Annotated in this window: 19 protein-coding genes and 1 pseudogene; 7 read left to right on the top strand and 13 right to left on the bottom strand. The window is 59.4% G+C overall.

The genetic code is table 11. The features are described 5' to 3' along the window. Positions 1–5: 5 nt before the first annotated feature. Positions 6–713, bottom strand: a complete 708-nt coding sequence (locus ACVWXD_RS20740) for a prepilin-type N-terminal cleavage/methylation domain-containing protein (RefSeq protein WP_457371290.1) — start codon at positions 711–713, stop codon at positions 6–8. Then, entirely contained in the window at positions 710–1,192 is a 483-nt protein-coding gene (pilV, locus tag ACVWXD_RS20745; protein ID WP_457371599.1) for a type IV pilus modification protein PilV, read from the bottom strand. The genes ACVWXD_RS20740 and pilV overlap by 4 nt, the downstream gene beginning before the upstream one ends. A 202-nt stretch (positions 1,193–1,394) precedes the next feature. Here pilV and ACVWXD_RS20750 point away from each other — a divergent pair, with 202 nt between their 5' ends. Next, the gene (locus tag ACVWXD_RS20750) at positions 1,395–1,913 is read left to right on the top strand and encodes a GspH/FimT family pseudopilin (RefSeq protein WP_457371291.1); all 519 of its coding nucleotides are present in this window, start codon (positions 1,395–1,397) and stop codon (positions 1,911–1,913) included. A gap of 16 nt (positions 1,914–1,929) precedes the next feature. Here the strand turns inward: ACVWXD_RS20750 and ispH are convergent, their stop codons facing one another. From ispH to murJ, 6 genes are all read right to left on the bottom strand, one after another. Next, positions 1,930–2,877 (bottom strand): 4-hydroxy-3-methylbut-2-enyl diphosphate reductase, encoded by a 948-nt coding sequence (gene ispH, locus ACVWXD_RS20755; protein ID WP_032886178.1) that lies wholly within the window; start codon positions 2,875–2,877, stop codon positions 1,930–1,932. A 189-nt stretch (positions 2,878–3,066) separates the two neighbouring features. After that, on the bottom strand, positions 3,067–3,504 hold the full coding sequence (gene fkpB / locus ACVWXD_RS20760) for an FKBP-type peptidyl-prolyl cis-trans isomerase (protein ID WP_174562729.1): 438 nt from the start codon (positions 3,502–3,504) through the stop codon (positions 3,067–3,069). Positions 3,505–3,511: 7 nt separating this feature from the next. Then, on the bottom strand, positions 3,512–4,021 hold the full coding sequence (gene lspA, locus ACVWXD_RS20765; protein ID WP_032886176.1) for a signal peptidase II: 510 nt from the start codon (positions 4,019–4,021) through the stop codon (positions 3,512–3,514). Continuing rightward, positions 4,014–6,845: an isoleucine--tRNA ligase gene (ileS, locus tag ACVWXD_RS20770; protein ID WP_457371292.1), complete on the bottom strand. Its 2,832-nt coding sequence runs from the start codon at positions 6,843–6,845 to the stop codon at positions 4,014–4,016. Before ileS ends, lspA begins: the two co-directional genes overlap by 8 nt. A gap of 14 nt (positions 6,846–6,859) precedes the next feature. Then, a complete protein-coding gene (gene ribF, locus ACVWXD_RS20775; RefSeq protein WP_260367741.1) occupies positions 6,860–7,798 on the bottom strand; it encodes a bifunctional riboflavin kinase/FAD synthetase in 939 nt (312 codons plus the stop codon). Between the two features lie 120 nt (positions 7,799–7,918). After that, complete coding sequence (gene murJ / locus ACVWXD_RS20780; RefSeq protein ID WP_122755568.1) at positions 7,919–9,457, bottom strand: murein biosynthesis integral membrane protein MurJ; 1,539 nt, start codon at positions 9,455–9,457, stop codon at positions 7,919–7,921. Positions 9,458–9,710: 253 nt separating this feature from the next. Between murJ and rpsT the strand changes: the two genes are divergently transcribed. Further along, positions 9,711–9,989, top strand: coding sequence for a 30S ribosomal protein S20 (gene rpsT, locus ACVWXD_RS20785; protein WP_016976313.1), 279 nt, complete (start codon positions 9,711–9,713; stop codon positions 9,987–9,989). A 207-nt stretch (positions 9,990–10,196) separates the two neighbouring features. Here rpsT and ACVWXD_RS20790 read toward each other — a convergent pair whose 3' ends face one another. Then, a complete protein-coding gene (locus ACVWXD_RS20790; RefSeq protein ID WP_032886172.1) occupies positions 10,197–10,682 on the bottom strand; it encodes an FKBP-type peptidyl-prolyl cis-trans isomerase in 486 nt (161 codons plus the stop codon). Between ACVWXD_RS20790 and ACVWXD_RS20795 the strand changes: the two genes are divergently transcribed. Genes ACVWXD_RS20795 through ACVWXD_RS20805 form a run of 3 tightly spaced genes read left to right on the top strand, consistent with a single transcriptional unit; the run spans position 10,651 to position 14,046 of the window. Continuing rightward, the gene (locus ACVWXD_RS20795) at positions 10,651–10,986 is read left to right on the top strand and encodes a DUF3565 domain-containing protein (protein WP_032886171.1); all 336 of its coding nucleotides are present in this window, start codon (positions 10,651–10,653) and stop codon (positions 10,984–10,986) included. The genes ACVWXD_RS20790 and ACVWXD_RS20795 overlap by 32 nt on opposite strands. Before the next feature lie 60 nt (positions 10,987–11,046). After that, on the top strand, positions 11,047–13,146 hold the full coding sequence (gene pta / locus ACVWXD_RS20800) for a phosphate acetyltransferase (RefSeq protein ID WP_099601957.1): 2,100 nt from the start codon (positions 11,047–11,049) through the stop codon (positions 13,144–13,146). Then, complete coding sequence (locus ACVWXD_RS20805) at positions 13,147–14,046, top strand: acyltransferase (RefSeq protein WP_032886168.1); 900 nt, start codon at positions 13,147–13,149, stop codon at positions 14,044–14,046. A gap of 175 nt (positions 14,047–14,221) precedes the next feature. On the opposite strand, the gene cysN is transcribed toward ACVWXD_RS20805, so the two are convergent. The 3 genes from cysN to ACVWXD_RS20820 all read right to left on the bottom strand — a co-directional run bounded on the left by cysN (position 14,222) and on the right by ACVWXD_RS20820 (position 17,942). Beyond that, entirely contained in the window at positions 14,222–16,120 is a 1,899-nt protein-coding gene (gene cysN, locus ACVWXD_RS20810; protein WP_122680396.1) for a sulfate adenylyltransferase subunit CysN, read from the bottom strand. 9 nt (positions 16,121–16,129) lie between these two features. Further along, positions 16,130–17,047, bottom strand: a complete 918-nt coding sequence (gene cysD, locus ACVWXD_RS20815; RefSeq protein ID WP_032886164.1) for a sulfate adenylyltransferase subunit CysD — start codon at positions 17,045–17,047, stop codon at positions 16,130–16,132. A gap of 136 nt (positions 17,048–17,183) precedes the next feature. Continuing rightward, entirely contained in the window at positions 17,184–17,942 is a 759-nt protein-coding gene (locus ACVWXD_RS20820) for a Nif3-like dinuclear metal center hexameric protein (protein WP_032886163.1), read from the bottom strand. A gap of 102 nt (positions 17,943–18,044) precedes the next feature. Between ACVWXD_RS20820 and algW the strand changes: the two genes are divergently transcribed. Together algW and ACVWXD_RS20830 are read left to right on the top strand one after the other, a co-directional pair. Further along, positions 18,045–19,199 (top strand): Do family serine endopeptidase AlgW, encoded by a 1,155-nt coding sequence (gene algW / locus ACVWXD_RS20825; protein ID WP_032886161.1) that lies wholly within the window; start codon positions 18,045–18,047, stop codon positions 19,197–19,199. Positions 19,200–19,311: 112 nt separating this feature from the next. Beyond that, positions 19,312–21,416, top strand: a pseudogene (locus tag ACVWXD_RS20830) (TonB-dependent siderophore receptor). On the opposite strand, the gene hemH reads toward ACVWXD_RS20830, so the two are convergent. Then, positions 21,411–22,436 carry a ferrochelatase gene (gene hemH / locus ACVWXD_RS20835; protein WP_032886152.1) on the bottom strand — a complete coding sequence of 342 codons (1,026 nt, stop codon included), beginning with the start codon at positions 22,434–22,436 and terminating at the stop codon, positions 21,411–21,413. The pseudogene ACVWXD_RS20830 and the gene hemH overlap by 6 nt on opposite strands. Positions 22,437–22,445 lie beyond the last annotated feature (9 nt).

Raw genomic sequence — 22,445 nt, forward strand, 5'->3', positions numbered from 1 at the left:
CTGCCCTACCCCACACGGTTTCGCAGAGCCACCACCACGCTGTAGGTTTGATCTCTCACCTTCCCAGTGGGGTCCTGCAGCGTCATGCGGATGCGCACGCTGCGGATCAAGGCCTCATCGGATGGCATGGCGTCGTAGCCCACAACTCGCGGTGATGACGCCCTGGCAGCCACGCCGAAACTGATATCGAAATCCCGTACGTTATCCACCAGCACCACCTTGGCCGGCGCTGCGAGCGTGCTGACCTTTAACTGGCTGGTCTCGAAGGTGTAAGTCAGCTGTCGAATCGCAAAACGAATCTGTCCAGGATCAGGGGCAGGTGGATTCCCTGCATAGGCTTGAGCGTTAGTCGTGCAGTCGGACAGCACCGTCCAGTCTGGCCTGCCAACCCCTCGGCCGACATCAGTGGTGACCAGCGTTAGCGACTTTGAGCTACCCCCGGCAGTCCAGCGCACGGGCTGTTCAAAGGCTGGCGGCGCGTTATCAATAACTTCCGTGGCCAAACAGCCAAACATCCCAGCCTGACGAATGTCCTGAATCATCTTGCCCAGCGCAAACCGCGCGTCATCCTGCAACAACATGGAAGCCTGCTGGCTGGCGTAGGTAACTCGGGAGCTGATCACCACTTGGCTCCCTCCAATCACCAGTACCAAACCGACGGCCAGTGCCAGCAACAATTCCACCAGGCTGAAACCGCTAACCAGAGGCCTCATTGCATTACCCCTGGTTCATTGTCGATGCGACTGGTCAGGGACCAGGTTTCCCGCGCGCCAGGCGTGTTCTCACTTCGGCTGCCATCCCAACTGATACTGACAGTCACTTCATTTGTGCTGACCGCCACTGAACCTTTGGCACCCTCCCCGGCAAAGGCGCGAATATTGGATTCGAAATCATGGAGGTCCAAATCACGCACGCTGACGTTCCCGGTACTGGGGGCCTGCACTCCGTGGCGCAATGAGTAGTCCGCGCCAGAATTGGCGCGGACTCGGTCGAGCATATCGTAGGCAATAAAACTGGCCTGACTGGTCATCCTCGAACTTTCGGTGTACTTGAGGGCATTTAGTTGAAGCACCACTGCGCCTAACAGGCCCACGGTGAGAATCAGCATCGCCACCAGTACCTCGATCAACGTCATGCCGGTCTGGCATCGCGCAAAAGCGTGGGGAAAACAGGTGTTAAGGCAGGAAAGCATTACCGTCGTCATCCGTGTCGAAGGCCGAAGAAAGCAGGAAATCCCGCTGTGCGATCCAAGACTAGCGTCGGTTTTTCGCCCGTGCTGCCCACGGCACAAAGGGAAATACTTTGGACCTATAGGCCATCATTCGCCTCCCAGAAACGGACGCTATACCTATGCCTAGACCTGTTTCCTAAACACGCCCACGGAGAGAAAGCCGATGGAACAGCGAGGTTTTACCCTGATCGAACTGCTGCTTGGACTCCTTGTGAGCGGCACTCTGCTGCATCTGGCAGCACCTAATTTCCTGGGCCTGCTGGAGTCACAGCTGCGACAAAGCGCGGCACAATCACTTACCAGCGGGCTTCGCTTCGCACGCACTGAAGCCATCGCGCGTAACCGTGCGGTGGTCATCCACGCACTGGACGAGGACTGGAGCAAGGGTTGGCGGGTGATATTGGATATGAGCGGACACGGCCATCAGGACGACGACAACCCCGTGCTCTTGGAGCGCCAAGACAGCGGGCGAGTGCCGATAGTCGGGAATGGGCCGGTCAAAAGCCAGGTGCGCTTCAGCAGTTCAGGCGAGCCGGTGTTTTCAGGGGGAGGTTTTCGTGCTGGCACTGTGCACGTATGCGCCAGGGACTCGGCGCAAAGCCTGCACCAGTTGGTGCTGGCGCCTAGTGGGCGTATCAGCCTGCGTAGCGATAAAGCCGAACAGGCGTTGTGCCGAAGTTAATCCGGCACCCTGACGTTCAAAGCAATGAGCGAACGCGCAGCTCCTTGGGCATGGAGAAAGTGATGTTCTCTTCACGTCCTGCCAACTCATCAGCGCCGGTAGCGCCCCAGGCGTGCAGTTGCTGGATAACACCGCGCACCAGCACTTCAGGGGCAGAAGCACCCGCAGTGATGCCAATACGCTCGACGCCATCGAACCAACTGCGTTGCATGTCTTCGGCACCGTCGATCAGGTACGCCGGTGTCGCCATCCGCTCAGCCAGCTCACGCAGGCGGTTGGAATTGGAGCTGTTAGGACTGCCGACCACCAGAACCACATCGCACTCGTCAGCCAATTGTTTGACCGCGTCCTGGCGGTTTTGGGTGGCGTAGCAGATGTCATCCTTGCGCGGGCCGCCAATGGCCGGGAAGCGGCTGCGTAGCGCGTCGATCACACGGCTGGTGTCGTCCATGGATAAGGTTGTCTGAGTCACGAAGGCCAAACGATCAGGGTTGTGTACCTGAAGGCTGGCGACGTCATTCTCGTCCTCCACCAAGTAGATGGCGCCGCCGTTGCTGGCGTCGTATTGGCCCATGGTGCCTTCGACTTCCGGGTGACCGGCATGACCGATCAGAATGCATTCCCGACCATCACGGCTGTAGCGCGCGACTTCGATGTGCACCTTGGTAACCAGCGGGCAAGTCGCGTCGAACACTTTCAGGCCCCGGCCCGCCGCTTCGGTACGCACGGCCTGGGAAACACCATGGGCACTGAAGATGACGATCACGTCGTCTGGTACCTGCTCCAGTTCTTCGACAAAGATGGCGCCACGTGCGCGCAGGTCTTCGACCACAAACTTGTTGTGGACGACTTCATGACGCACGTAGATCGGCGGACCGAAAACTTCCAGGGCACGATTGACGATTTCGATCGCACGGTCCACGCCGGCGCAGAAGCCACGGGGGTTGGCGAGTTTGATTTGCATGCTGTGCCTCGTGTCTTGCAGCTACTATGGGTCAGTATTGAAGCTACTCAACTGACAATGAAGATCAAAGGTGGGAGGGGGCTTGCCCCCGATAGTGATGGGTCAGTAAAAAACTTTGACTGATGCCCCGCTATCGGGGGCAAGCCCCCTCACACAAGTCCGATCCACACATTTAGTGTGTTTCGTCAGTTAGAGCGCTTTAACGTCGATGATTTCAACGTCAAACGTCAAGGTTTTACCGGCCAGCGGGTGGTTGAAGTCGATGGTCACTTGCGCGTCATCGAACGCTTTCACCACGCCAGGCAGCTCAGTATTCGCGGCGTCGTTAAAGATCACCAGCAGGCCTTCCGACAGGTCCATGTCCTGGAACTGCGAACGCGGGATGATCTGCACGTTTTGCGGGTTAGGCTGACCAAAAGCGTTTTCCGGCAGGATCTGCAGGGTGCGCTTGTCGCCAGCCTTGAAACCGAATAGAGCCGCTTCGAAACCCGGCAGCAGATTGCCGTCGCCGACCTTGAAGGTCGCCGGGGCCTTGTCGAACGTGCTGTCGACCGTGTCGCCATTCTCCAGGCGCAATGCGAAATGCAAAGTGACTTCCGTGTTCTGGCCGATGCGTTGCTCAGCCAATACCTGATCAGTCATTGACGGTCTCTCCGGTTTTCTTACTTTTGAACATATCCAGCGCCAGCATGATTGCACCAACGGTGATGGCGCTGTCGGCAAAGTTGAACGCAGGGAAATAATGACGGTTCTGCCAATGCACCAGGATAAAGTCGATCACATGGCCCAGGGCAATGCGGTCGTACAGGTTACCCAGCGCGCCGCCCAGAACCAAGGCCAAGGCGACGGCCAGCCAGGTGTCATCGCGGCCCAGGCGCTTGAGCCAGACCACGAGCACCGCACTGACCACCAAGGCGATCAGCGCGAACAACCAGCGCTGCCAGCCGCCACCGTCAGCCAGGAAGCTGAAAGCGGCGCCGGTGTTGTAGGCGAGGGTCCAGCTGAAGTAATCCGGGATCACCACGATTTGCTGGAACATTTCCAGGGAGCCTTCGAAATGAGCCTTGCTGACCTGGTCGATGACCAGGACCAGCAAACTCAGTACGAGCCAGCCCAGACGTCCGAAACGACTGGTATTAGGCATAATGGCGAACCTCGCCTTCACCCGAGATGTTGTCGACGCAACGACCACAGATTTCTGGATGCTCAGGGTTCACGCCGACGTCTTCACGGCAATGCCAGCAACGAGCGCACTTGGCAAAGGCCGACTTGACCACTTTGAGCTTGAGGCCCGGTACTTCGGTGGCCACGGCGTCCGCTGGGGCCTGGGCGAATGGCGCCAAGCTTGCAGTCGAGGTGATCAGTACAAAGCGCAGTTCGTTGCTCAGCTTGGTCAAGTCGGCGGTCAGGCCTTCCTCGGCAAACAGGGTGACTTCGGCCTGCAGGTTGCCGCCGACGGCCTTGGCCGCACGCTGCACTTCCAGCTCCTTGTTCACTGCAACTTTGACGGCCATCACGCCTTCCCAGTACTCGCGGCCCAGTTCGAAATCGGCCGGCAGTTCGGTCAGGCCTTCGTACCAGGTGTTGAGCATCACGGACTCGTTACGCTCACCCGGCAGGTATTCCCACAGCTCGTCGGCGGTGAAGGCCAGGATCGGTGCGATCCAGCGCACCAGCGCTTCGGAGATGTGATACAGCGCGGTCTGCGCCGAGCGGCGTGCCTTGCTGTTGGCGCCGGTGGTGTACTGGCGGTCCTTGATGATGTCGAGGTAGAAACCACCCAACTCCTGCACGCAGAAGTTGTGGATCTTCGAATACACGTTCCAGAAGCGGTATTCGCCGTAGTGCTCCTGCAACTCGCGCTGCAGCAACAGGGTACGGTCCACAGCCCAACGGTCCAGGGCGAGCATGTCCTCGGCCGGCAGGATATCGGTGGCCGGGTTGAAGCCGGTCAGGTTCGACAGGAGGAAACGCGCGGTATTACGGATACGACGGTAGGCATCGGCGCTGCGGGCCAGGATCTGGTCCGATACGGCGATCTCGCCCGAGTAGTCAGTAGACGCAACCCACAGACGCATGATGTCGGCGCCCAGGGTGTCGTTGATCTTTTTTGGTTCGATCACGTTTTTCAGCGACTTGGACATCTTGCGGCCCGTCTCGTCGACGGTGAAACCGTGGGTCAGCAGCTCGCGATACGGGGCGTGATCGTCGATGGCGCAACCGGTCAGCAATGACGAGTGGAACCAGCCACGGTGTTGGTCCGAGCCTTCCAGGTACAGGTCGGCACGCGGACCGGTCTCGTGGCCCATCGGGTGCGAACCGCGTAGCACGTGCCAGTGGGTGGTGCCCGAGTCGAACCATACGTCGAGGGTGTCGCTGATTTTGTCATACTGCGGCGCTTCTTCGCCCAGCAGTTCGGCGGCGTCCAGCTTGAACCAGGCTTCGATGCCTTCCTGTTCAACACGCTGGGCCACCACTTCCATCAGTTCGACGGTACGCGGATGCAACTCACCGCTTTCCTTGTTCAAGAAGAACGGGATCGGCACACCCCAGTTGCGTTGACGGGAGATGCACCAGTCCGGACGGTTGGCGATCATCGAATGCAGGCGCGCCTGGCCCCACGCCGGGACGAACGTGGTGTCTTCGATGGCCTTGAGCGAACGCACACGCAAGGTGTCGCCGCTGGTCGGTTCTTTGTCCATGCCGATAAACCATTGCGCGGTGGCGCGGTAGATCAGCGGGGTCTTGTGACGCCAGCAGTGCATGTAGCTGTGATTGATGGTGTCGGTTTGCATCAGCGCACCGACTTCACGCAGCTTATCGATGATCGGCTGATCGGCCTTGAAGATGAACTGGCCGCCGAAGAACTCCAGCGAAGGCACGTAAACACCGTTGCTTTGCACCGGGTTGATGATCTCATCGTTGACCATGCCGTACTTCTTGCAGATCACGAAGTCGTCCACGCCATAGGCGGGCGAGCAGTGAACCACACCTGTACCCGAACCCAACTCTACGTAGTCAGCCAGGTACACCGGCGACAGACGGTCATAGAACGGGTGACGGAAGTTGATCAGCTCCAGCGCGGAGCCGGTGGTGGTGGCGATCACCGAACCTTGCAGTTCGTAGCGAGCCAGGCACGCTTCGACCATTTCCTCGGCGAGTACCAGCAGGCGATCACCGACGTCCACCAGGGCATAGGTGAATTCCGGGTGCACGTTCAGCGCCTGGTTGGCGGGAATGGTCCACGGGGTGGTGGTCCAGATCACGATGGCAGCCGGTTTGCTCAGGCTAGCCAGGCCAAACGCCTGGGCCAGCTTGGCGTCGTCAGCAATCGGGAAGGCTACGTCGATGGTCGAGGACTTCTTGTCTTCGTATTCGACTTCCGCTTCAGCCAGGGCCGAGCCGCAATCGAAGCACCAGTTCACGGGTTTGAGGCCCTTGAACACGAAACCGCCCTTGACGATTTCGGCCAAGGCACGGATTTCACCGGCCTCGTTCTTGAAGTTCATGGTTTTGTACGGGTTGTCCCACTCGCCCAGCACACCCAGGCGGATGAACTCGGACTTCTGCCCTTCGATCTGCTCGGCGGCGTAGGCACGGCACAGTTCGCGGGTTTTATCGGCACCCAGGTTCTTACCGTAGGTCACTTCGACCTTGTGTTCGATCGGCAGGCCGTGGCAGTCCCAACCCGGCACATACGGCGCGTCGAAGCCCGACAGGGTTTTCGAGCGCAGGATCATGTCCTTGAGAATTTTGTTCAGCGCATGACCGATATGAATCGTGCCGTTGGCGTAAGGAGGGCCATCGTGCAGGACGAATTTCGGACGATCCTTGCCAATCTCGCGCAACTTTCCGTACAGGCCAATACTGTCCCAGCGCTGCAGGATCTGCGGTTCGCGCTGTGGCAGGCCGGCCTTCATTGGGAAGGCGGTGTCCGGAAGGTTTAGCGTGGCTTTATAGTCGGTCATTTAAGGCTCTTCGGTTAGCGATGGGCGCTAGGTGCGGCTAGTGCACGGGCGGCGGCGACATCCGCATTGATCGCCGTTTTCAACGCCTCAAGGGAGGCGAAACGCTGCTCTTCACGCAGCTTCTGGTGGAAAACCACCGTCAAACGCCGGTCGTATAAATCACCGGCAAAATCCAAAAGGTGAACCTCCAGGTGGGCCTTGCCATCACCTGCAACCGTGGGCCTGACGCCTATGTTGGCGACTCCCGGCCACGACTGGCCGTCAATATCGACGCTAACCAGGTAAACCCCTGTCAGCGGCACACGACGGCGCTTGAGTTGCACGTTGGCGGTTGGCGTGCCCAATTGGCGCGCCAGCTTCTGGCCGTGCAGCACCCGTCCGGCAATGCGGAACGGGCGACCGAGCAAACGCTCAGCCAAGGCGAAGTCGGCAGCCGCCAGCGCATTACGCACTTGGGTACTGCTCACGCGCAGGCCATCTAATTCGACGGTTTGCGCGGCTTCGACGGTAAAGCCCTGGATGACGCCGGCGTGCTGCAGGAATTCAAAATCCCCAACCCGGTCGCAACCAAAACGGAAGTCGTCGCCGACCTCCAGATGTTGTACGCCCAGGCCATCCACGAGGATGCGGTCAACGAACTCGGCAGCGCTGAGGCTTTGCAAGCGCTGATTGAAAGCCAGGCAGAGGACGCGGTCCACACCTTCTTCAGCTAGCAGTTGCAGCTTGTCCCGCAAGCGAGCCAAGCGGGCTGGCGCCGTTTCCGGACTGAAATATTCCCGCGGCTGTGGCTCAAAAATCACCACGCAGCTGGGCACGCCCAACTCGACCGCACGCTCGCGCAGCCGGGCCAGGATAGCCTGGTGACCACGGTGAACACCGTCAAAGTTGCCAATAGTGGCGACGCAGCCCCGATGCTGGGGGCGCAGGTTGTGGAGACCTCGAACCAGCTGCATAACGCGCTTCTTGCTCATAAAGTGGTCGATTATAACCACACCCAGCCCCGGACGACAGGCAACAGCGCAGGGCAAGGTGGATGGAATCGATAAAACACCTGTTTTATCGCAGCAAACTCTCTAGCTCAGCGACTTGCGATTGAAATCGCGCAGACGGAAACCCTGCAGCAGCAACATACCGAAGTACACCACCACACCGGCGACCACCAGCGCACCCAGGCGCATGAAGCGATCTAACATGTGGCCTTGGTCCCACGCTGGCATAAAGTGCATCAGCCCAAGCAGAACCGCCGACATCATTGCCACCGCCACCAGCAATTTCAGGGCAAACATGCCCCAGCCCGGCTGCGGCTGGAACATCTGCTGTTTGCGCAGCTGATAAAACAGCAGTCCAGCGTTGATGCAGGCGCCCGCACTGATGGCCAGGGCCAGGCCGGCGTGAGCCAACGGGCCGATAAACACAAGGTTGAGCAGTTGCGTGACGATCAGCGTGAAAATCGCGATTTTGACCGGGGTGCGGATGTTCTGCTGGGCGTAGAAGCCAGGCGCCAGCACTTTGATCACGATGATGCCGAGCAGGCCAACGGAGTAAGCAACCAGCGCGTGCTGCGTCATCAAGGCGTCATGGGCGTCGAACTGCCCGTATTGGAACAGTGAGACCGTTAGCGGCTCGGCCAGGATTCCCAGCGCAAGGGCGCACGGCAACACCAGGACGAAACACAGGCGCAGGCCCCAATCGAGGATTCGCGAGTACTCCTGGCGGTCCTTGCTTGCGTAGGTACGCGCCAGGGTCGGCAGCAGAATTGTGCCCAAGGCCACGCCGAGCACGCCGGAAGGCAACTCCATCAGACGATCGGCGTAATACATCCACGACACCGAGCCCGATACCAGCAGCGAGGCAAAGGCCGTGTTGATAATCAGGGAAATTTGACTGACCGACACGCCGAGAATCGCCGGCAGCATATTGCGCATCACGCGCCAGACGCCGGTGTCTTTCAGATTCAGGCGAGGCAGCACGAGCATGCCGATCTTTTTCAGGTGCGGCAGTTGGTAGAGCAATTGCGCCAGCCCACCGGCCAGCACCGCCCAACCCAAGGCCATGACCGGCGGATCGAAGTACGGCGTGAGAAACAGCGCGAAAATAATCATGCTGACGTTTAGCAACGTTGGCACGAACGCCGGCACCGAAAACCGGTTCCAGGTGTTGAGGATCGCCCCGGCCAGGGATGACAGGGAAATCAGCAATATATAAGGAAAGGTCACTCTCAGCAGATCAGTGGTCAGCGCGAACTTTTCCGGCGTATTGGCAAAACCGGGGGCCGTCGCCCAGATCACCCAGGGAGCGGCGAGCATTCCGATGAGGGTCACCAGCATTAAAACCAGGGTCAGCAGGCCCGAAACGTAGGCAATAAAGGTACGAGTAGCTTCCTCGCCCTGCTGAGTCTTGTATTCAGCCAGAATCGGCACGAACGCTTGGGAAAATGCGCCTTCAGCGAAGATCCTGCGCAGCAGATTGGGCAACTTAAAGGCAATAAAGAAGGCATCCGTGGCCATGCTGGCGCCAAAAATGCGCGCCAGCAGGGTGTCACGCACGAACCCCAAAACCCTGGAGATCATTGTGATAGAGCTGACGGCAGCCAACGATTTGAGCAGATTCATTGAAAGAGTTTGCGCCTATAGATAAAGAGCAGGCGAACAAAGCGCCCACTTATGCGATACTGCGCGCCTGCAACAGCACAGAGCCAAAGCTCGCGAGTTTACAGGTCAAGCGCCGGAAATAAATCACCCGCCTCTTCAGATCGACCACTCAGCAGTTCGCATCAGCCGCCCTTGACAACACATCAAGTCATCGGCATGATTCGCGGCCTATTTTGTTTGCTATTTCCTAAAAAGTCTTTCGAGGAGCTCGACGGTGGCCAACACACCTTCCGCCAAAAAACGTGCAAAACAGGCTGAGAAGCGTCGCAGCCACAACGCCAGCCTGCGTTCCATGGTTCGTACCTACATCAAGAATGTAGTTAAAGCCATCGACACCAAAGACGCTGAAAAAGCTCAAGCAGCTTACGTTCTGGCTGTGCCAGTTATCGACCGTATGGCCGATAAAGGCATCATCCACAAGAACAAGGCCGCTCGCCATAAGAGCCGCCTGAATGGCCACATCAAGGCTCTGAGCGTTGCTGCTGCAGCCTAAGTGGTAACAACTGCTACGTAACCTTGGTTGCGAAACAGTTAGGAAATGCCCCGTACCGAAAGGTCCGGGGCATTTTTGTTTGTGCCTGATAACACATGCGAGAGTGGGCTTGCCCCCTGCCACAGATGGAGCTGTGATGATTTCAGGCACAAAAAAACGCCCCGAACCAGTCGGGGCGTTTTTGCTATCAGCTGATTAACGCATCAATCAGTGCTGATGACCGCCTTCACCGTGAACGTGGCCGTGAGCAACTTCTTCCTGGGAAGCGTCGCGGATGGCAACGATCTTCACTTGGAAGTTCAGGCGCTGACCAGCCAGAGGGTGGTTGCCGTCGACGGTTACGTCGTCGCCGTCCAGATCACGGATGGTCACGATCTGCATTTGGCCGTCCGGCGCGGAAGCGTGGAACTGCATGCCCACTTCCAGCTCGTCAACGCCTTCGAACATGCTGCGGCTCAAAGTGCTGACCAGTTCAGCAGAGTATTCGCCGTAGGCATCTTCAGGTTCTACGGCTACGGTCAGTTCATCACCAACTGCCTTGCCTTCCAGGGCCTTTTCCAGGCCTGGGATGATATTACCTGCGCCTTGCAGGTAGACCAGCGGCGCGCCGCCGGCGGAGCTGTCGATGACCTCACCAGCGTCGTTGGTCAGGGTATAGTCGATGGAGACAGCCTTGTTAGCGGCGATCGTCATGGGGCGAGACCTTTTGCATAAGAATGAAGAACGGACAAGTCTAAACAAGGATTTGCCCGAAAGCGAACGGAACCCGGACGGACGGGACCAATCAACGGTCATGATCATCGGTTTTCATTCGGACGAAGAAGGGCATTGGGTGGCCGAGCTGTCATGCGGCCATACCCAGCACCTGCGCCACCAGCCGCCGTGGCAATCCCGCGCGTGGGTACTCGACCCCGCACAGCGCCTGGAAAAAATAGGCCAGCCCTTTGCCTGCGGCTGGTGTGCGCAAGCGCCGAATAACGATAACCTTGACGCCTGATTCCCGGTAGGCACTCAGCCATAGAGCGCCACCGAAGCCATGCACCTCCAGAGAATTCGCATGCAGACTTTTTTTATCGCGCCCACCGATTTTGGTGTGGGTCTGACCTCCATCAGCCTAGGGCTGGTGCGCACCCTTGAACGGGCCGGGCTGAAAGTCGGCTTCTTCAAGCCGATTGCCCAACCGCATCCTGGCGACACCGGCCCAGAACGCTCCACCGAACTGGTGGCACGCACCCACGGCCTGAAGCCTCCACAACCCCTGGGCCTCGCCCATGTAGAGCGGATGCTCGGCGACGGCCAGCTGGATGAACTGCTCGAAGAAATTATCACGCTGTATCAGCAGGCCGCGGTGGGCAAGGATGTGCTGATCGTCGAAGGCATGGTGCCGACCCGCAACGCCAGCTACGCGGCGCGGGTCAACCTGCACTTGGCCAAGAGCCTGGATGCTGAAGTGATTCTAGTCTCCGCTCCGGAAAACGAAGTGCTTACCGAACTCTCAGGCCGCGTGGAATTGCAGGCCCAGTTGTTCGGCGGCCCGAAAGACCCGAAGGTACTCGGCGTAATCCTCAACAAAGTACGCACCGACGAAAGCATGGAAGCTTTCTCGGCGCGCCTGAAAGAACATTCGCCGCTGTTGCGCAGCGGTGACTTCCGCCTGCTGGGCTGCATCCCGTACCAGCCGGAACTCAACGCGCCGCGCACCCGCGACGTAGCCGACCTGATGGGCGCGCAGATCCTCAACGCCGGCGACTACGAAACTCGGCGCATGACCAAGATCATCATTTGCGCCCGCACCATGCGCAACACCGTAGAGCTGCTCAAGCCCGGCGTGCTGGTGGTGACCCCCGGCGACCGTGACGACATCATCCTCGCCGTCAGCCTGGCCGCGATCAACGGCGTACCCCTGGCCGGCCTGCTGCTGACCAGCGATACCCTGCCCGACCCGCGCATCATGGATCTGTGCCGCGGCGCCTTCCAGGCTGGGCTGCCGGTTTTGTCGGTGAGTACCGGTTCCTACGAGACCGCCAACCTGCTCAACAACCTCAACAAGGAAATCCCCATTGATGACCGCGAGCGCGCGGAGATCATCACCGATTTCGTCGCCAGCCACCTCGACGCGCGCTGGCTGCACCAGCGCTGCGGCACGCCGCGGGAGATGCGTCTATCGCCGGCGGTGTTCCGCTACCAGTTGATCCAACGCGCCCAGGCTGCCAACAAACGCATTGTGCTGCCCGAAGGCAGCGAGCCGCTGACCGTGCAAGCCGCCGCTATCTGCCAGGCAAGGGGCATCGCGCGCTGCGTGCTGCTGGCCAAGCCGGCAGACGTGGAAGCCGTCGCCCGCGCCCAAGGCATCGAATTGCCTGAAGGCCTTGAGATTCTCGACCCGGACCTGATCCGCCAACGCTACGTCGAACCGATGGTCGCGCTGCGCAAAAGTAAGAGCCTCAACGCGCCAATGGCCGAGCAACAATTGGAAGACACCGTGGTGATCGCCACGATGATGCTCGCGCTGGACGAAGTGGACGGCCTGGTCTCTGGCGTTATCCACTCCACCGCGAACACTATCCGCCCTGCCCTGCAGCTGATCAAAACGGCGCCGGGCTGCACCCTGGTGTCGTCCGTGTTCTTCATGCTGTTCCCCGAGCAGGTGCTGGTCTATGGCGACTGCGTGATGAACCCGCACCCAAGCGCTGCGGAGCTGGCGGAAATCGCCCTGCAAAGCGCCGATTCGGCGGCGGCATTCGGCATTACCCCACGTGTGGCGATGATCAGTTATTCCAGCGGTGATTCAGCCAGCGGAGAAGAAGTGGAAAAAGTCCGCGAGGCCACCCTGCTCGCCCACGAGCAGCAAAGCTCGCTGCTGATCGACGGCCCGCTGCAATACGACGCCGCCGCCAACGAAAACGTAGCGCGGCAATTGGCGCCCAACAGCCAGGTCGCCGGCAAAGCCACGGTGTTCGTCTTCCCCGATCTGAACACCGGTAACACCACCCACAAAGCCGTGCAACGCAGCGCCGACTGCGTAAGCCTTGGCCCGATGCTGCAGGGCCTGCGCAAACCGGTCAACGACCTGCCCCGTGGTGCCCAGGTCGACGACATCGTGTACACCATCGCACTGACTGCGATCCAAGCCGCCAACCGACCAATGGATATCTAAATGCTGGATTTTCTACCTGCCGCCGTGCGCGGGGTCATCGCTTCGCTGTTGCTGGCACTGAACACGATACTGCTGTGTTCATTCCTGTTCATCGTCGCGCTGTTCAAGGCGCTACCGTTTGCCAAACGCTTCAGCGAATGGCTGATGAACCACACCCACGAAGCCTGGGTAACCAACAACAAGGGCTGGATGAACCTGGTACAGCGAACGCGTTGGCATCTCAAAGGCCTTGAAGGGCTGGACTATCAGCACTCGTACCTAGTGACCAGCAACCACCAGAGCTGGGTCGACATCATGGTGTTGCAATACGTGCTCAATCGACGGATTCGCCCGCTGAAGTTCTTCCTCAAGCAGGAATTGATCTGGGTGCCGGTGATTGGTCTGGCGTGGTGGGCGTTGGGCTTTCCGTTCATGAAGCGCTACACCAAGGCCTACTTGGAGAAGCACCCGGAGAAGAAAGGCAAAGACCTGGAAACCACCCGTAAGACCTGTGCGAAGTTTCGCGCAAACCCGGTAGGGATTTTCAACTTTGCCGAAGGCACTCGGTTTACGCCGGGCAAACATGCCCAGCAGAAGTCGCCGTTTCGCTACTTGCTCAAACCCAAGGCGGGCGGAATCGCGTTTGTGTTGGATGCCATGGGGGAACAGCTGAAATCACTGGTCAACGTGACCATTCACTACCCTGGCGGACGCCCTGGGTATTGGGACTTGCTCTGCGGCAAGGTGCAGGACGTGGTGGTGCAGTTTGAAGAGGTGCAGATTCCAGCCGAGTTCGTCGGCAGGAATTATGAGCAGGATGCGGAGTATCGGCTGGCGTTCCAGGGGTGGATTAACCAGCTGTGGGAAACCAAGGATGCGTTGCTGGAGCAGCTTCACACCGAATTCCCAAGCAAGCGATGATCAACCTGCGGGAGGGGGCTTGCCCCCGATGAGGGAGTATCAGTTGATGCAGCCGTAGCTGACCCACCGCTATCGGGGGCAAGCTCCCTCCCACATTTGACCGCGCCCGATCTTGAAGATGTGAAAAAGCCCGCCACCGATCACTCGGTGGCGGGCTTTTTTGTGGCCGCGAAGTTTAGATCGCGCCGCGCTGACGCAACAGCTCCAGCACTTGCTTGACGCTCTCTTCCAACGACAGAGCCTGGGTGTCGAGTACCAGATCGGCATTCAACGGCACGTCGTACGGGAAGGACTCACCAGGGATGTTATCCCCTCCGGCAGCGTACAAACCTTGCGGATCACGCTCGGCGCACACCAACGGCGACGCTTGCACGTAGACGGTCAGCAGGCGGTCGCTGCCAATCAGCGCCTTGGCCTGTTCACGGCCTTCGGCATCCGGGGCAACGAACGCCGCCAGGGTCAGCAGGCCGGCCTCGTTGAACTGACGCGCCACGTGAGCAGCACGACGCCAGTTCTCGGTACGCCCGGCACGATCCTGAGGCAAGCCTTTGTTCAGGTCGTGGCGTAGGTTCTGACCATCCAGTACGAACACGGCACGGCCCATGTCGAACAGCTTGCGCTCAACCGCGTAGGCCAAGGTGCTTTTGCCAGCGCCCGAGAGGCCGCTGAACAGAACGGTGGCCGGTTGCTGACCAAAGCGCAGGGCACGTTCTTCAGTGGCCACATGAGCCAACTTGCCGTGCTGCGCCGCGCTGCCGTGGGTAACAGGCGGCGCGATGATCATGCCCGCGGCGACGGTGCCGTTGGTCAAACGGTCGATGACAATAAACGCGCCCGTGGTGCGATTGCTGTCGTAACCGTCCAACGCGATGGCGGCGTCGAGGCTGACCTTGACCCGGCCAATCTCATTCAGTTGCAACGAACTCGCCGGGCCTTCGGCCAGGGTGTTCACGTCCACGCGGTGCACGATGCTGGTGATGGAACCCGGCACATAGCTGGTGGCGCGCTTGATGTCGTATTTCTTGCCCGGCAGCATCGGTTCTTCGGCCATCCACACCAGCATGGCATCGAAGGCGTCAGTCACTTGCGGCACGTTGTCGGCATGCACCAACAGGTCGCCACGGGAGATGTCGATCTCGTCTTCCATGGTCAGGGTCACGGCCTGACCTGGGCCGGCGTGCTCCAGTTCACCGTCGAAGGTGACGATGGATTTGACGCGGCTGCTCTTGCCCGATGGCAGAACAACGATTTCGTCGCCCTTATGCACGATGCCGCTGGCAAGGGTGCCGGCGAAACCGCGGAAGTTAAGGTTTGGACGGTTAACGTACTGCACCGGGAAACGCAGGTCGGTGTAGTTGCGGTCGTTGGCGATCTCGACGGTTTCGAGGATTTCCATCAGCGACTGGCCGGTGTACCAAGGCGAACGCTCGCTCTTGTTCACCACGTTGTCACCCTTGAGCGCCGACATCGGCACGAATGCCAGGGTGCTCGGCTTGAACGCGATACCGTCGGCGAACTTCAGGTAATCAGCCTTGATCGACTCGAATACGCTTTGGTCAAAGCCATTGATGTCCATCTTGTTGATGGCAACGACGATGTGCTTGATGCCCAGCAACGACGCGATGAAGCTGTGGCGACGGGTCTGGGTCTGCACACCGTAGCGGGCATCGATCAGGATGATCGCCAGGTCACAGGTGGAGGCACCGGTAGCCATGTTGCGGGTGTACTGCTCATGGCCAGGAGTGTCGGCGATGATGAATTTGCGCTTTGCGGTGGAGAAGTAGCGGTAGGCAACATCGATGGTGATGCCCTGCTCACGCTCGGCCTGCAGGCCGTCGACCAGCAACGCCAGGTCGATGTCATCGCCGGTGGTGCCGGACTTCTTCGAATCGCGGGTAATGGCTTCCAGGTGATCTTCGTAGATCATCTTGGAGTCGTGCAGCAGGCGCCCGATCAGGGTGCTTTTGCCGTCGTCGACGTTGCCGCAGGTCAGGAAGCGCAACATCTCTTTGCGCTCGTGCTGGCCCAGGTAGGCGAGGATGTCCTCGCTGATCAAATCAGATTGATGCGACATGACAGCCCCTTAGAAATAGCCTTGACGTTTTTTATCTTCCATCGAGCCTGCACCATCGTGGTCGATGACACGGCCCTGGCGCTCGGAAGTTCGCGTCAGGAGCATTTCCTGAATGATGTCCGTCAGCGTCTCGGCTTCGGACTCCACCGCGCCCGTCAACGGGTAGCAGCCAAGGGTACGGAAACGTACTTTCTTTTTGACGATACGGGCTTTGTCTTCGTCGGACAGGTGCTCGAGGATGCGGTCGTCGTCGATCATGATCAACGTGCCGTTCTTCTCGATGACATCGCGTTCGGCGGCAAAGTACAGCGGCACGATCGGGATGCCTTCAAGGTAGATGTACTGCCAGATGTCCAGCTCGGTCCAGTTGGACAGCGGGAACACACGGATCGACTCACCCTTGTTGACGTTGCCGTTGTAGACATTCCACAGCTCGGGGCGCTGGTTCTTCGGATCCCAGCGGTGCTTGCTGTCGCGGAACGAGTACACGCGCTCTTTGGCACGGGATTTCTCTTCATCGCGACGGGCACCGCCGAAGGCAGCGTCGAAACCATGCTTGTCCAATGCCTGCTTAAGGCCTTCGGTCTTCATGATGTCGGTGTGTTTGGCGCTGCCGTGGGTGAACGGGTTGATGCCCTGCGCAACACCATCGGGGTTGACGTGGGTGATCAGGTCCAGGCCCAGTTCTTCGACCATTTTGTCGCGGAACGCGTACATCTCCTGGAATTTCCAGCGGGTATCGACGTGCATCACCGGGAACGGCAGTTTGCCCGGGAAGAAGGCCTTGCGTGCCAGATGCAACATCACGGCGGAGTCTTTACCGATCGAGTAGAGCATCACCGGGTTGTCGAACTCGGCGGCGACCTCGCGGATGATGTGGATGCTTTCCGCCTCCAGCTGTTTCAGATGCGTCAGTTTGTCGACCATGGCTACTCACGGAAAAACGATCTTATGGACGGCCAGCGGGCCGTGTTCGAGCGAGGCATGCTAGCACAGCACCTTCTTCTATTCAGGGAGCCAGCTAGATCGAAACGATATAAGAATATGCCCCCAGGTTTGGCGCTCAAATCGGGTTGGGACAATCGATAAACAGATGCTCCAGGGCGAAACGTCGCGCTAAATAATCTCCCAAAGCCTGCACACCGTAGCGCTCGGTTGCGTGGTGCCCGGCGGCGATGAAGCTGATGTCGTTTTCCCGCGCACTGTGGAAGGTTTGCTCGGAAGCTTCACCGCTGAGGAACAGATCGACGCCGGCGGCAATCCCATGGTCGATGTAGCCTTGGCCACCGCCGGTGCACCAGCCGACGCGGCGGATCATCTCGCTGCCTTCGATCAGCAGCGGTTCGCGGCCCATGACGTCCTGTACGCGGCGGGCGAAGTCACGGGGCGACAAAGGTTCGGCGAGGGAGCCGACGAGGCCGACGATCTTGGGGTTGCTTGGGTCCAGCGGGCCCTCGACGGTGATGTCCAACTGCTTGGCAAGCTGCACGTTGTTGCCGACGTCAGGGTGCAGGTCCAGCGGCAGGTGGTAGGCCAGCAAACTGATGTCGTGCTTGAGCAGGGTTTTCAGTCGCCGTTGCTTCATGCCGGTGATGCAGGGGTTTTCGCCTTTCCAGAAATAACCGTGGTGCACCAGGATCAAATCGGCCTGGGCTTCGACGGCTGCGTCCAGCAGGGCTTGGCTGGCGGTCACGCCGCTGACGATGCGCATCACCTGCGGGCGACCTTCAACTTGCAGGCCGTTGGGGCAGTAGTCGGGGATTTTTGCACTGCCGAGGTAGCGGTCTGCTTCCTCAACGAGGGTGGTAAGGGGGACGGCCATAAAAGACTCCTAAATATCCCGTTCCGAGGCGCTCGCAGCCTCGTATAATGCGCGACATTATGGGCGCTCTCCCGCCCCCTGCAACCTGTCAGGACTTACTTGATGCTCAAGGCACTGCGTTTTTTTGGATGGCCATTGTTGGCTGGCGTGCTGATCGCGATGCTGATTATTCAGCGTTTCCCCCAATGGGTGGGCTTACCGAGCCTTGATGTGAACCTGCAACAGGCACCGCAAACCAGCGCGGTGGTACAAGGCCCGGTGACATACGCGGACGCAGTGGTCATTGCCGCTCCGGCAGTGGTCAACCTGTACACCACCAAGGTCATCAACAAACCAGCGCATCCGCTGTTTGAAGACCCACAGTTCCGCCGCTATTTCGGCGACAACGGGCCCAAGCAACGGCGCATGGAATCCAGCCTGGGTTCCGGGGTGATCATGAGCCCCGAGGGCTACATCCTCACCAACAACCACGTGACCACCGGCGCCGACCAGATTGTGGTGGCCCTGCGTGATGGTCGCGAGACCCTGGCTCGTGTGGTGGGCAGCGACCCGGAAACGGATCTGGCGGTATTGAAGATCGATTTGAAAAGCCTGCCGTCCATCACTCTCGGCCGCTCCGATGGACTGCGGGTGGGTGATGTGGCACTGGCCATCGGCAACCCGTTCGGGGTGGGACAGACGGTGACCATGGGCATCATCAGCGCCACCGGACGCAACCAGCTGGGGCTTAACAGCTACGAAGATTTCATCCAGACCGACGCGGCGATCAACCCTGGCAACTCCGGCGGCGCGCTGGTGGATGCCAATGGCAACTTGACCGGTATCAACACGGCGATTTTCTCCAAGTCGGGCGGTTCCCAGGGCATCGGTTTTGCGATCCCGGTGAAGCTGGCGATGGAAGTGATGAAGTCGATCATCGAGCACGGCCAGGTGATTCGCGGCTGGCTGGGGATCGAAGTGCAGCCGCTGACCAAGGAACTGGCCGAGTCATTTGGCCTGACCGGGCGCCCAGGCATTGTGGTCGCCGGGATCTTCCGCGACGGTCCGGCACAAAAAGCCGGGCTGCAATTGGGTGACGTGATCCTGAGCATCAACGGCGAACCGGCGGGTGATGGTCGCAAATCGATGAACCAGGTGGCACGGATCAAGCCGACCGATAAGGTGACGATCCTGGTGATGCGCAACGGCAAAGAGATCAAGTTGTCGGCGGAAATCGGACTGCGCCCGCCGCCGGCTCCGGTTAAAGAAGAGGAATAAGCCGCTTCGCTCAGGTGCCCGTTCGCGGGCACCTACAAGCCAACATTTCATAGCGATTCATTCTCATTGGTCATGTTATATTGTTTCAATATCGCTATTGGAACGCTCTATCATGCCGTCTCGAAGAATTGCCCCCTTAGCTGGCCTGGCCTTGGGCTTGCTGCTTGATCCCGCTTTTGCCGAAGAAACCACCGTCGAACTCGATACCATCAGCGTCACCACCGACGCCTATGAATCCGCAACCGGCCCAGTGAAGGGCTACCGCGCCACGCGTTCAGCCAGTGCGACTAAAACCGACACGGCCCTGCGCGATATCCCACAATCCATCAGCGTTATTCCGGCAACGGTGCTCAAAGACCTGGGCAGCACCAACGTGGAACGCGCCCTGGAATTCGCGGGCGGCGTATCCAAGCAAAATAACTTTGGCGGCCTGACACTCTACGAATACAGCGTGCGCGGCTTCACCACCTCAGAATTCTATCAAGACGGTTTCAGCGCCAACCGTGGTTACCCGAGCACACCGGACGCGGCCACTATCGAACGCATCGAAGTGCTCAAAGGCCCCGCGGCCAGTTTGTACGGGCGTGGCGACCCAGGGGGCACCGTGAATATCGTGACCAAAAAACCTCAGCCAGAAGCCTTCACTACCCTGCAAACCAGTGCCGGCAGTTGGGACCGTTATCGCACCGCTCTCGACGTCAACACGCCGCTGGACAACGAAGGCCACGTGCTGTCGCGGGTCAACCTGGCAGTCGAAGACAACCACAGCTTCCGCGATCACGTGCAGAGCAAGAGCGTGTTCGTCGCGCCCTCGTTCAGTTGGCAATTGGACCCAAACACCAGCCTGCTCGTCGAAAGTGAATTCGTGCGCCACAGCTCAACCTTCGACCGTGGCATCGTCGACGCCCCCGGCCTGTCACGCGAAACCTTCCTCGGCGAACCCAACGACGGTGACATCGACAACCACAACAATCGCATCCAGGCGACCCTCGAACATCACCTAAACGACGCCTGGAAACTGCGCCTGGCCAGCCACTACAAACAAGGTAGCCTGTGGGGCGACGCCTCGGAAAACCGAGCTCTCAATGCAGATGGCCATACCCTAAACCGCCGCTACCGCGAACGCGCCATGGGCTGGCACGACAGCATCACCCAGTTGGAACTGCGCGGCCTGTTCGACGTCGGCAGCTGGCAGCATGAACTGTTGATCGGCACTGAATACGAGGACTACCGCAAGAAGGAACGCGTGACGGCCATCGCCGGCAGCCCCGGTAGCTCGTACGCCATCGACATCTACAACCCGGTCTACGGCCAAACCAAACCCAATGGCATACGCTCCGGCACCGACTTTTTCGAGCACACCAAAAGCCACGCGCTTAACCTGCAAGACCAGATCGTCTTTACCGATCGCCTGCGCGGCATGGTTGGCGCACGCTTCGAGCATTTCCAGCAAACCGTCGACGACTTCACTCGAAATGTCCCACCGAGCCGGCAAACTCACCACGCTCTCACCCAGCGCGCCGGCCTGCTTTATCAACTCACCCCGAAGTCGGCGTGTTCGCCAATGCCTCCACTTCGTTCAAACCCAACAGCGGCCTGGACGCGACAGGTAACACCTTCAAGCCCGAGGAAGGCGTAGGTTATGAAGTTGGGATCAAGAGCGAGCTGTTCGACGACCGCCTCAGCGCTACCCTCGCGGCGTTCCATATCGAAAAGTAAAACGTATTGGCCCTGGACCCGGCCACCAACACCAACCGTGCAATGGGCAAGGCGCGCAGCCAGGGCTTTGATCTGCAACTGACCGGACAACTGACCGACGCAGTGCGAGTGATCGGCGCCTTCGCCTACATTGACGCCGAGGTGACCAAGGGCGACAAGGCCATTCCGGCGGGCAACCGTATTCTCGGCGTGGCCAAGCGCAGCGGCAGTCTGTTGGGGGTGTATGAATTCCAGGACGGCGCCTTGCGCGGCTCAGACGTGGGCGCGGCGTTCACCTATGTGGGTGACCGCTCGGGTGAAGCCGGCAGCAGTTTTGAACTGCCGGCCTACCACACCGTGGATTTGCTGGCGCACTACAAAGCCACCGAGAACGTGACTGTGGGCCTGAATCTGAACAACCTGTTTGACGAGAAGTACTACGAGCGGTCCTACAGCAACTACTGGATCAGCCCCGGCGAACCGCGCAATCTCACCGTCAGCTTGAGCCTCAGCCTATAGGGACAACGGCGCTCTTTCGCACAAAGTATTGAGCGCCGCCGCCCACTGCGGATCATCATTCAAGCACGGCACCAACACCAACTCCTCGCCCCCCGCCTCACGGAATTGCTCCAACCCCCGATCGCCAATTTCTTCCAGGGTCTCGATGCAATCGGCCACAAACGCCGGGCACATCACCAGCAGCTTTTTCACGCCTTGCTGGGCCAGCGCCTCCAGGCGAGCTTCAGTGTAGGGCTCGATCCACTTCGCACGGCCCAGACGCGATTGAAACGCCACCGACCATTTGCCATCCGGCAAACCCAGACGGGCGGCCACATCGCGGGCAACACTGAAACATTGTGCGCGATAGCATTTGGCAAGCACTTCAGGCGAGGCTTTCTTGCAGCAGTCGGCATCCTTGAAACAATGCTGGCCGGTCGGGTCGAGCTTAGTCAGATGGCGCTCGGGCAAACCGTGGAAGCTCAGCAGCAAGTGATCGTAATCCTGCTCGACATAACGCCGTGCGCTCGCCGCCAGGGCATCAAGGTATTCCGGCTGGTCGTAGAACGGCTGCAGAATCGAGAGTCGCACATTCAGTTTCTTGCTTCGCACCACGCGCCGGGCTTCTTCGATCACCGTGGTCACGGTGCTGTCGGCGAACTGCGGGTACAACGGCGCCAGGGTGATCTTCTGAATACCCTGGGTGGCGAGGCGCGTCAGTGTCGTTTCCAGGGACGGCTCGCCATAACGCATGGCCAGTTCCACCGGGCCTTGTGTCCACTGCGCCGTCATCTGCTGTTGCAGGCGACGACTGAGCACAACCAGCGGCGAACCTTCATCCCACCAGATCGACGCATAGGCATGGGCCGACTGCTCGGGGCGCTTGATCAGGATCAGCGACACCAGCAATCGACGTACCGGCCACGGCAAGTCAATCACATAAGGGTCCATCAAAAACTGGTTAAGGTAGCTGCGCACATCCGCCACCGAAGTGGACGCCGGTGAACCCAGGTTGACCAGTAACAACGCGTGATCCGTCATGCAACATCC

This window comes from Pseudomonas sp. TE3911, from assembly GCF_054062775.1.

What these genes read in the sequence shown, in the direction of transcription:
- ACVWXD_RS20740 (WP_457371290.1), bottom strand. Translation starts at nt 713, where the DNA reads ATGAGGCCTCTGGTTAGCGGTTTCAGCCTGGTGGAATTGTTGCTGGCA.
- pilV (WP_457371599.1), bottom strand. Translation starts at nt 1,192, where the DNA reads ATGCTTTCCTGCCTTAACACCTGTTTTCCCCACGCTTTTGCGCGATGC.
- ACVWXD_RS20750 (WP_457371291.1), top strand. Translation starts at nt 1,395, where the DNA reads ATGGAACAGCGAGGTTTTACCCTGATCGAACTGCTGCTTGGACTCCTT.
- ispH (WP_032886178.1), bottom strand. Translation starts at nt 2,877, where the DNA reads ATGCAAATCAAACTCGCCAACCCCCGTGGCTTCTGCGCCGGCGTGGAC.
- lspA (WP_032886176.1), bottom strand. Translation starts at nt 4,021, where the DNA reads ATGCCTAATACCAGTCGTTTCGGACGTCTGGGCTGGCTCGTACTGAGT.
- ileS (WP_457371292.1), bottom strand. Translation starts at nt 6,845, where the DNA reads ATGACCGACTATAAAGCCACGCTAAACCTTCCGGACACCGCCTTCCCA.
- ribF (WP_260367741.1), bottom strand. Translation starts at nt 7,798, where the DNA reads ATGCAGCTGGTTCGAGGTCTCCACAACCTGCGCCCCCAGCATCGGGGC.
- murJ (WP_122755568.1), bottom strand. Translation starts at nt 9,457, where the DNA reads ATGAATCTGCTCAAATCGTTGGCTGCCGTCAGCTCTATCACAATGATC.
- ACVWXD_RS20795 (WP_032886171.1), top strand. Translation starts at nt 10,651, where the DNA reads ATGGAGACAGCCTTGTTAGCGGCGATCGTCATGGGGCGAGACCTTTTG.
- ACVWXD_RS20790 (WP_032886172.1), bottom strand. Translation starts at nt 10,682, where the DNA reads ATGACGATCGCCGCTAACAAGGCTGTCTCCATCGACTATACCCTGACC.
- pta (WP_099601957.1), top strand. Translation starts at nt 11,047, where the DNA reads ATGCAGACTTTTTTTATCGCGCCCACCGATTTTGGTGTGGGTCTGACC.
- ACVWXD_RS20805 (WP_032886168.1), top strand. Translation starts at nt 13,147, where the DNA reads ATGCTGGATTTTCTACCTGCCGCCGTGCGCGGGGTCATCGCTTCGCTG.
- cysN (WP_122680396.1), bottom strand. Translation starts at nt 16,120, where the DNA reads ATGTCGCATCAATCTGATTTGATCAGCGAGGACATCCTCGCCTACCTG.
- cysD (WP_032886164.1), bottom strand. Translation starts at nt 17,047, where the DNA reads ATGGTCGACAAACTGACGCATCTGAAACAGCTGGAGGCGGAAAGCATC.
- ACVWXD_RS20820 (WP_032886163.1), bottom strand. Translation starts at nt 17,942, where the DNA reads ATGGCCGTCCCCCTTACCACCCTCGTTGAGGAAGCAGACCGCTACCTC.
- algW (WP_032886161.1), top strand. Translation starts at nt 18,045, where the DNA reads ATGCTCAAGGCACTGCGTTTTTTTGGATGGCCATTGTTGGCTGGCGTG.
- hemH (WP_032886152.1), bottom strand. Translation starts at nt 22,436, where the DNA reads ATGACGGATCACGCGTTGTTACTGGTCAACCTGGGTTCACCGGCGTCC.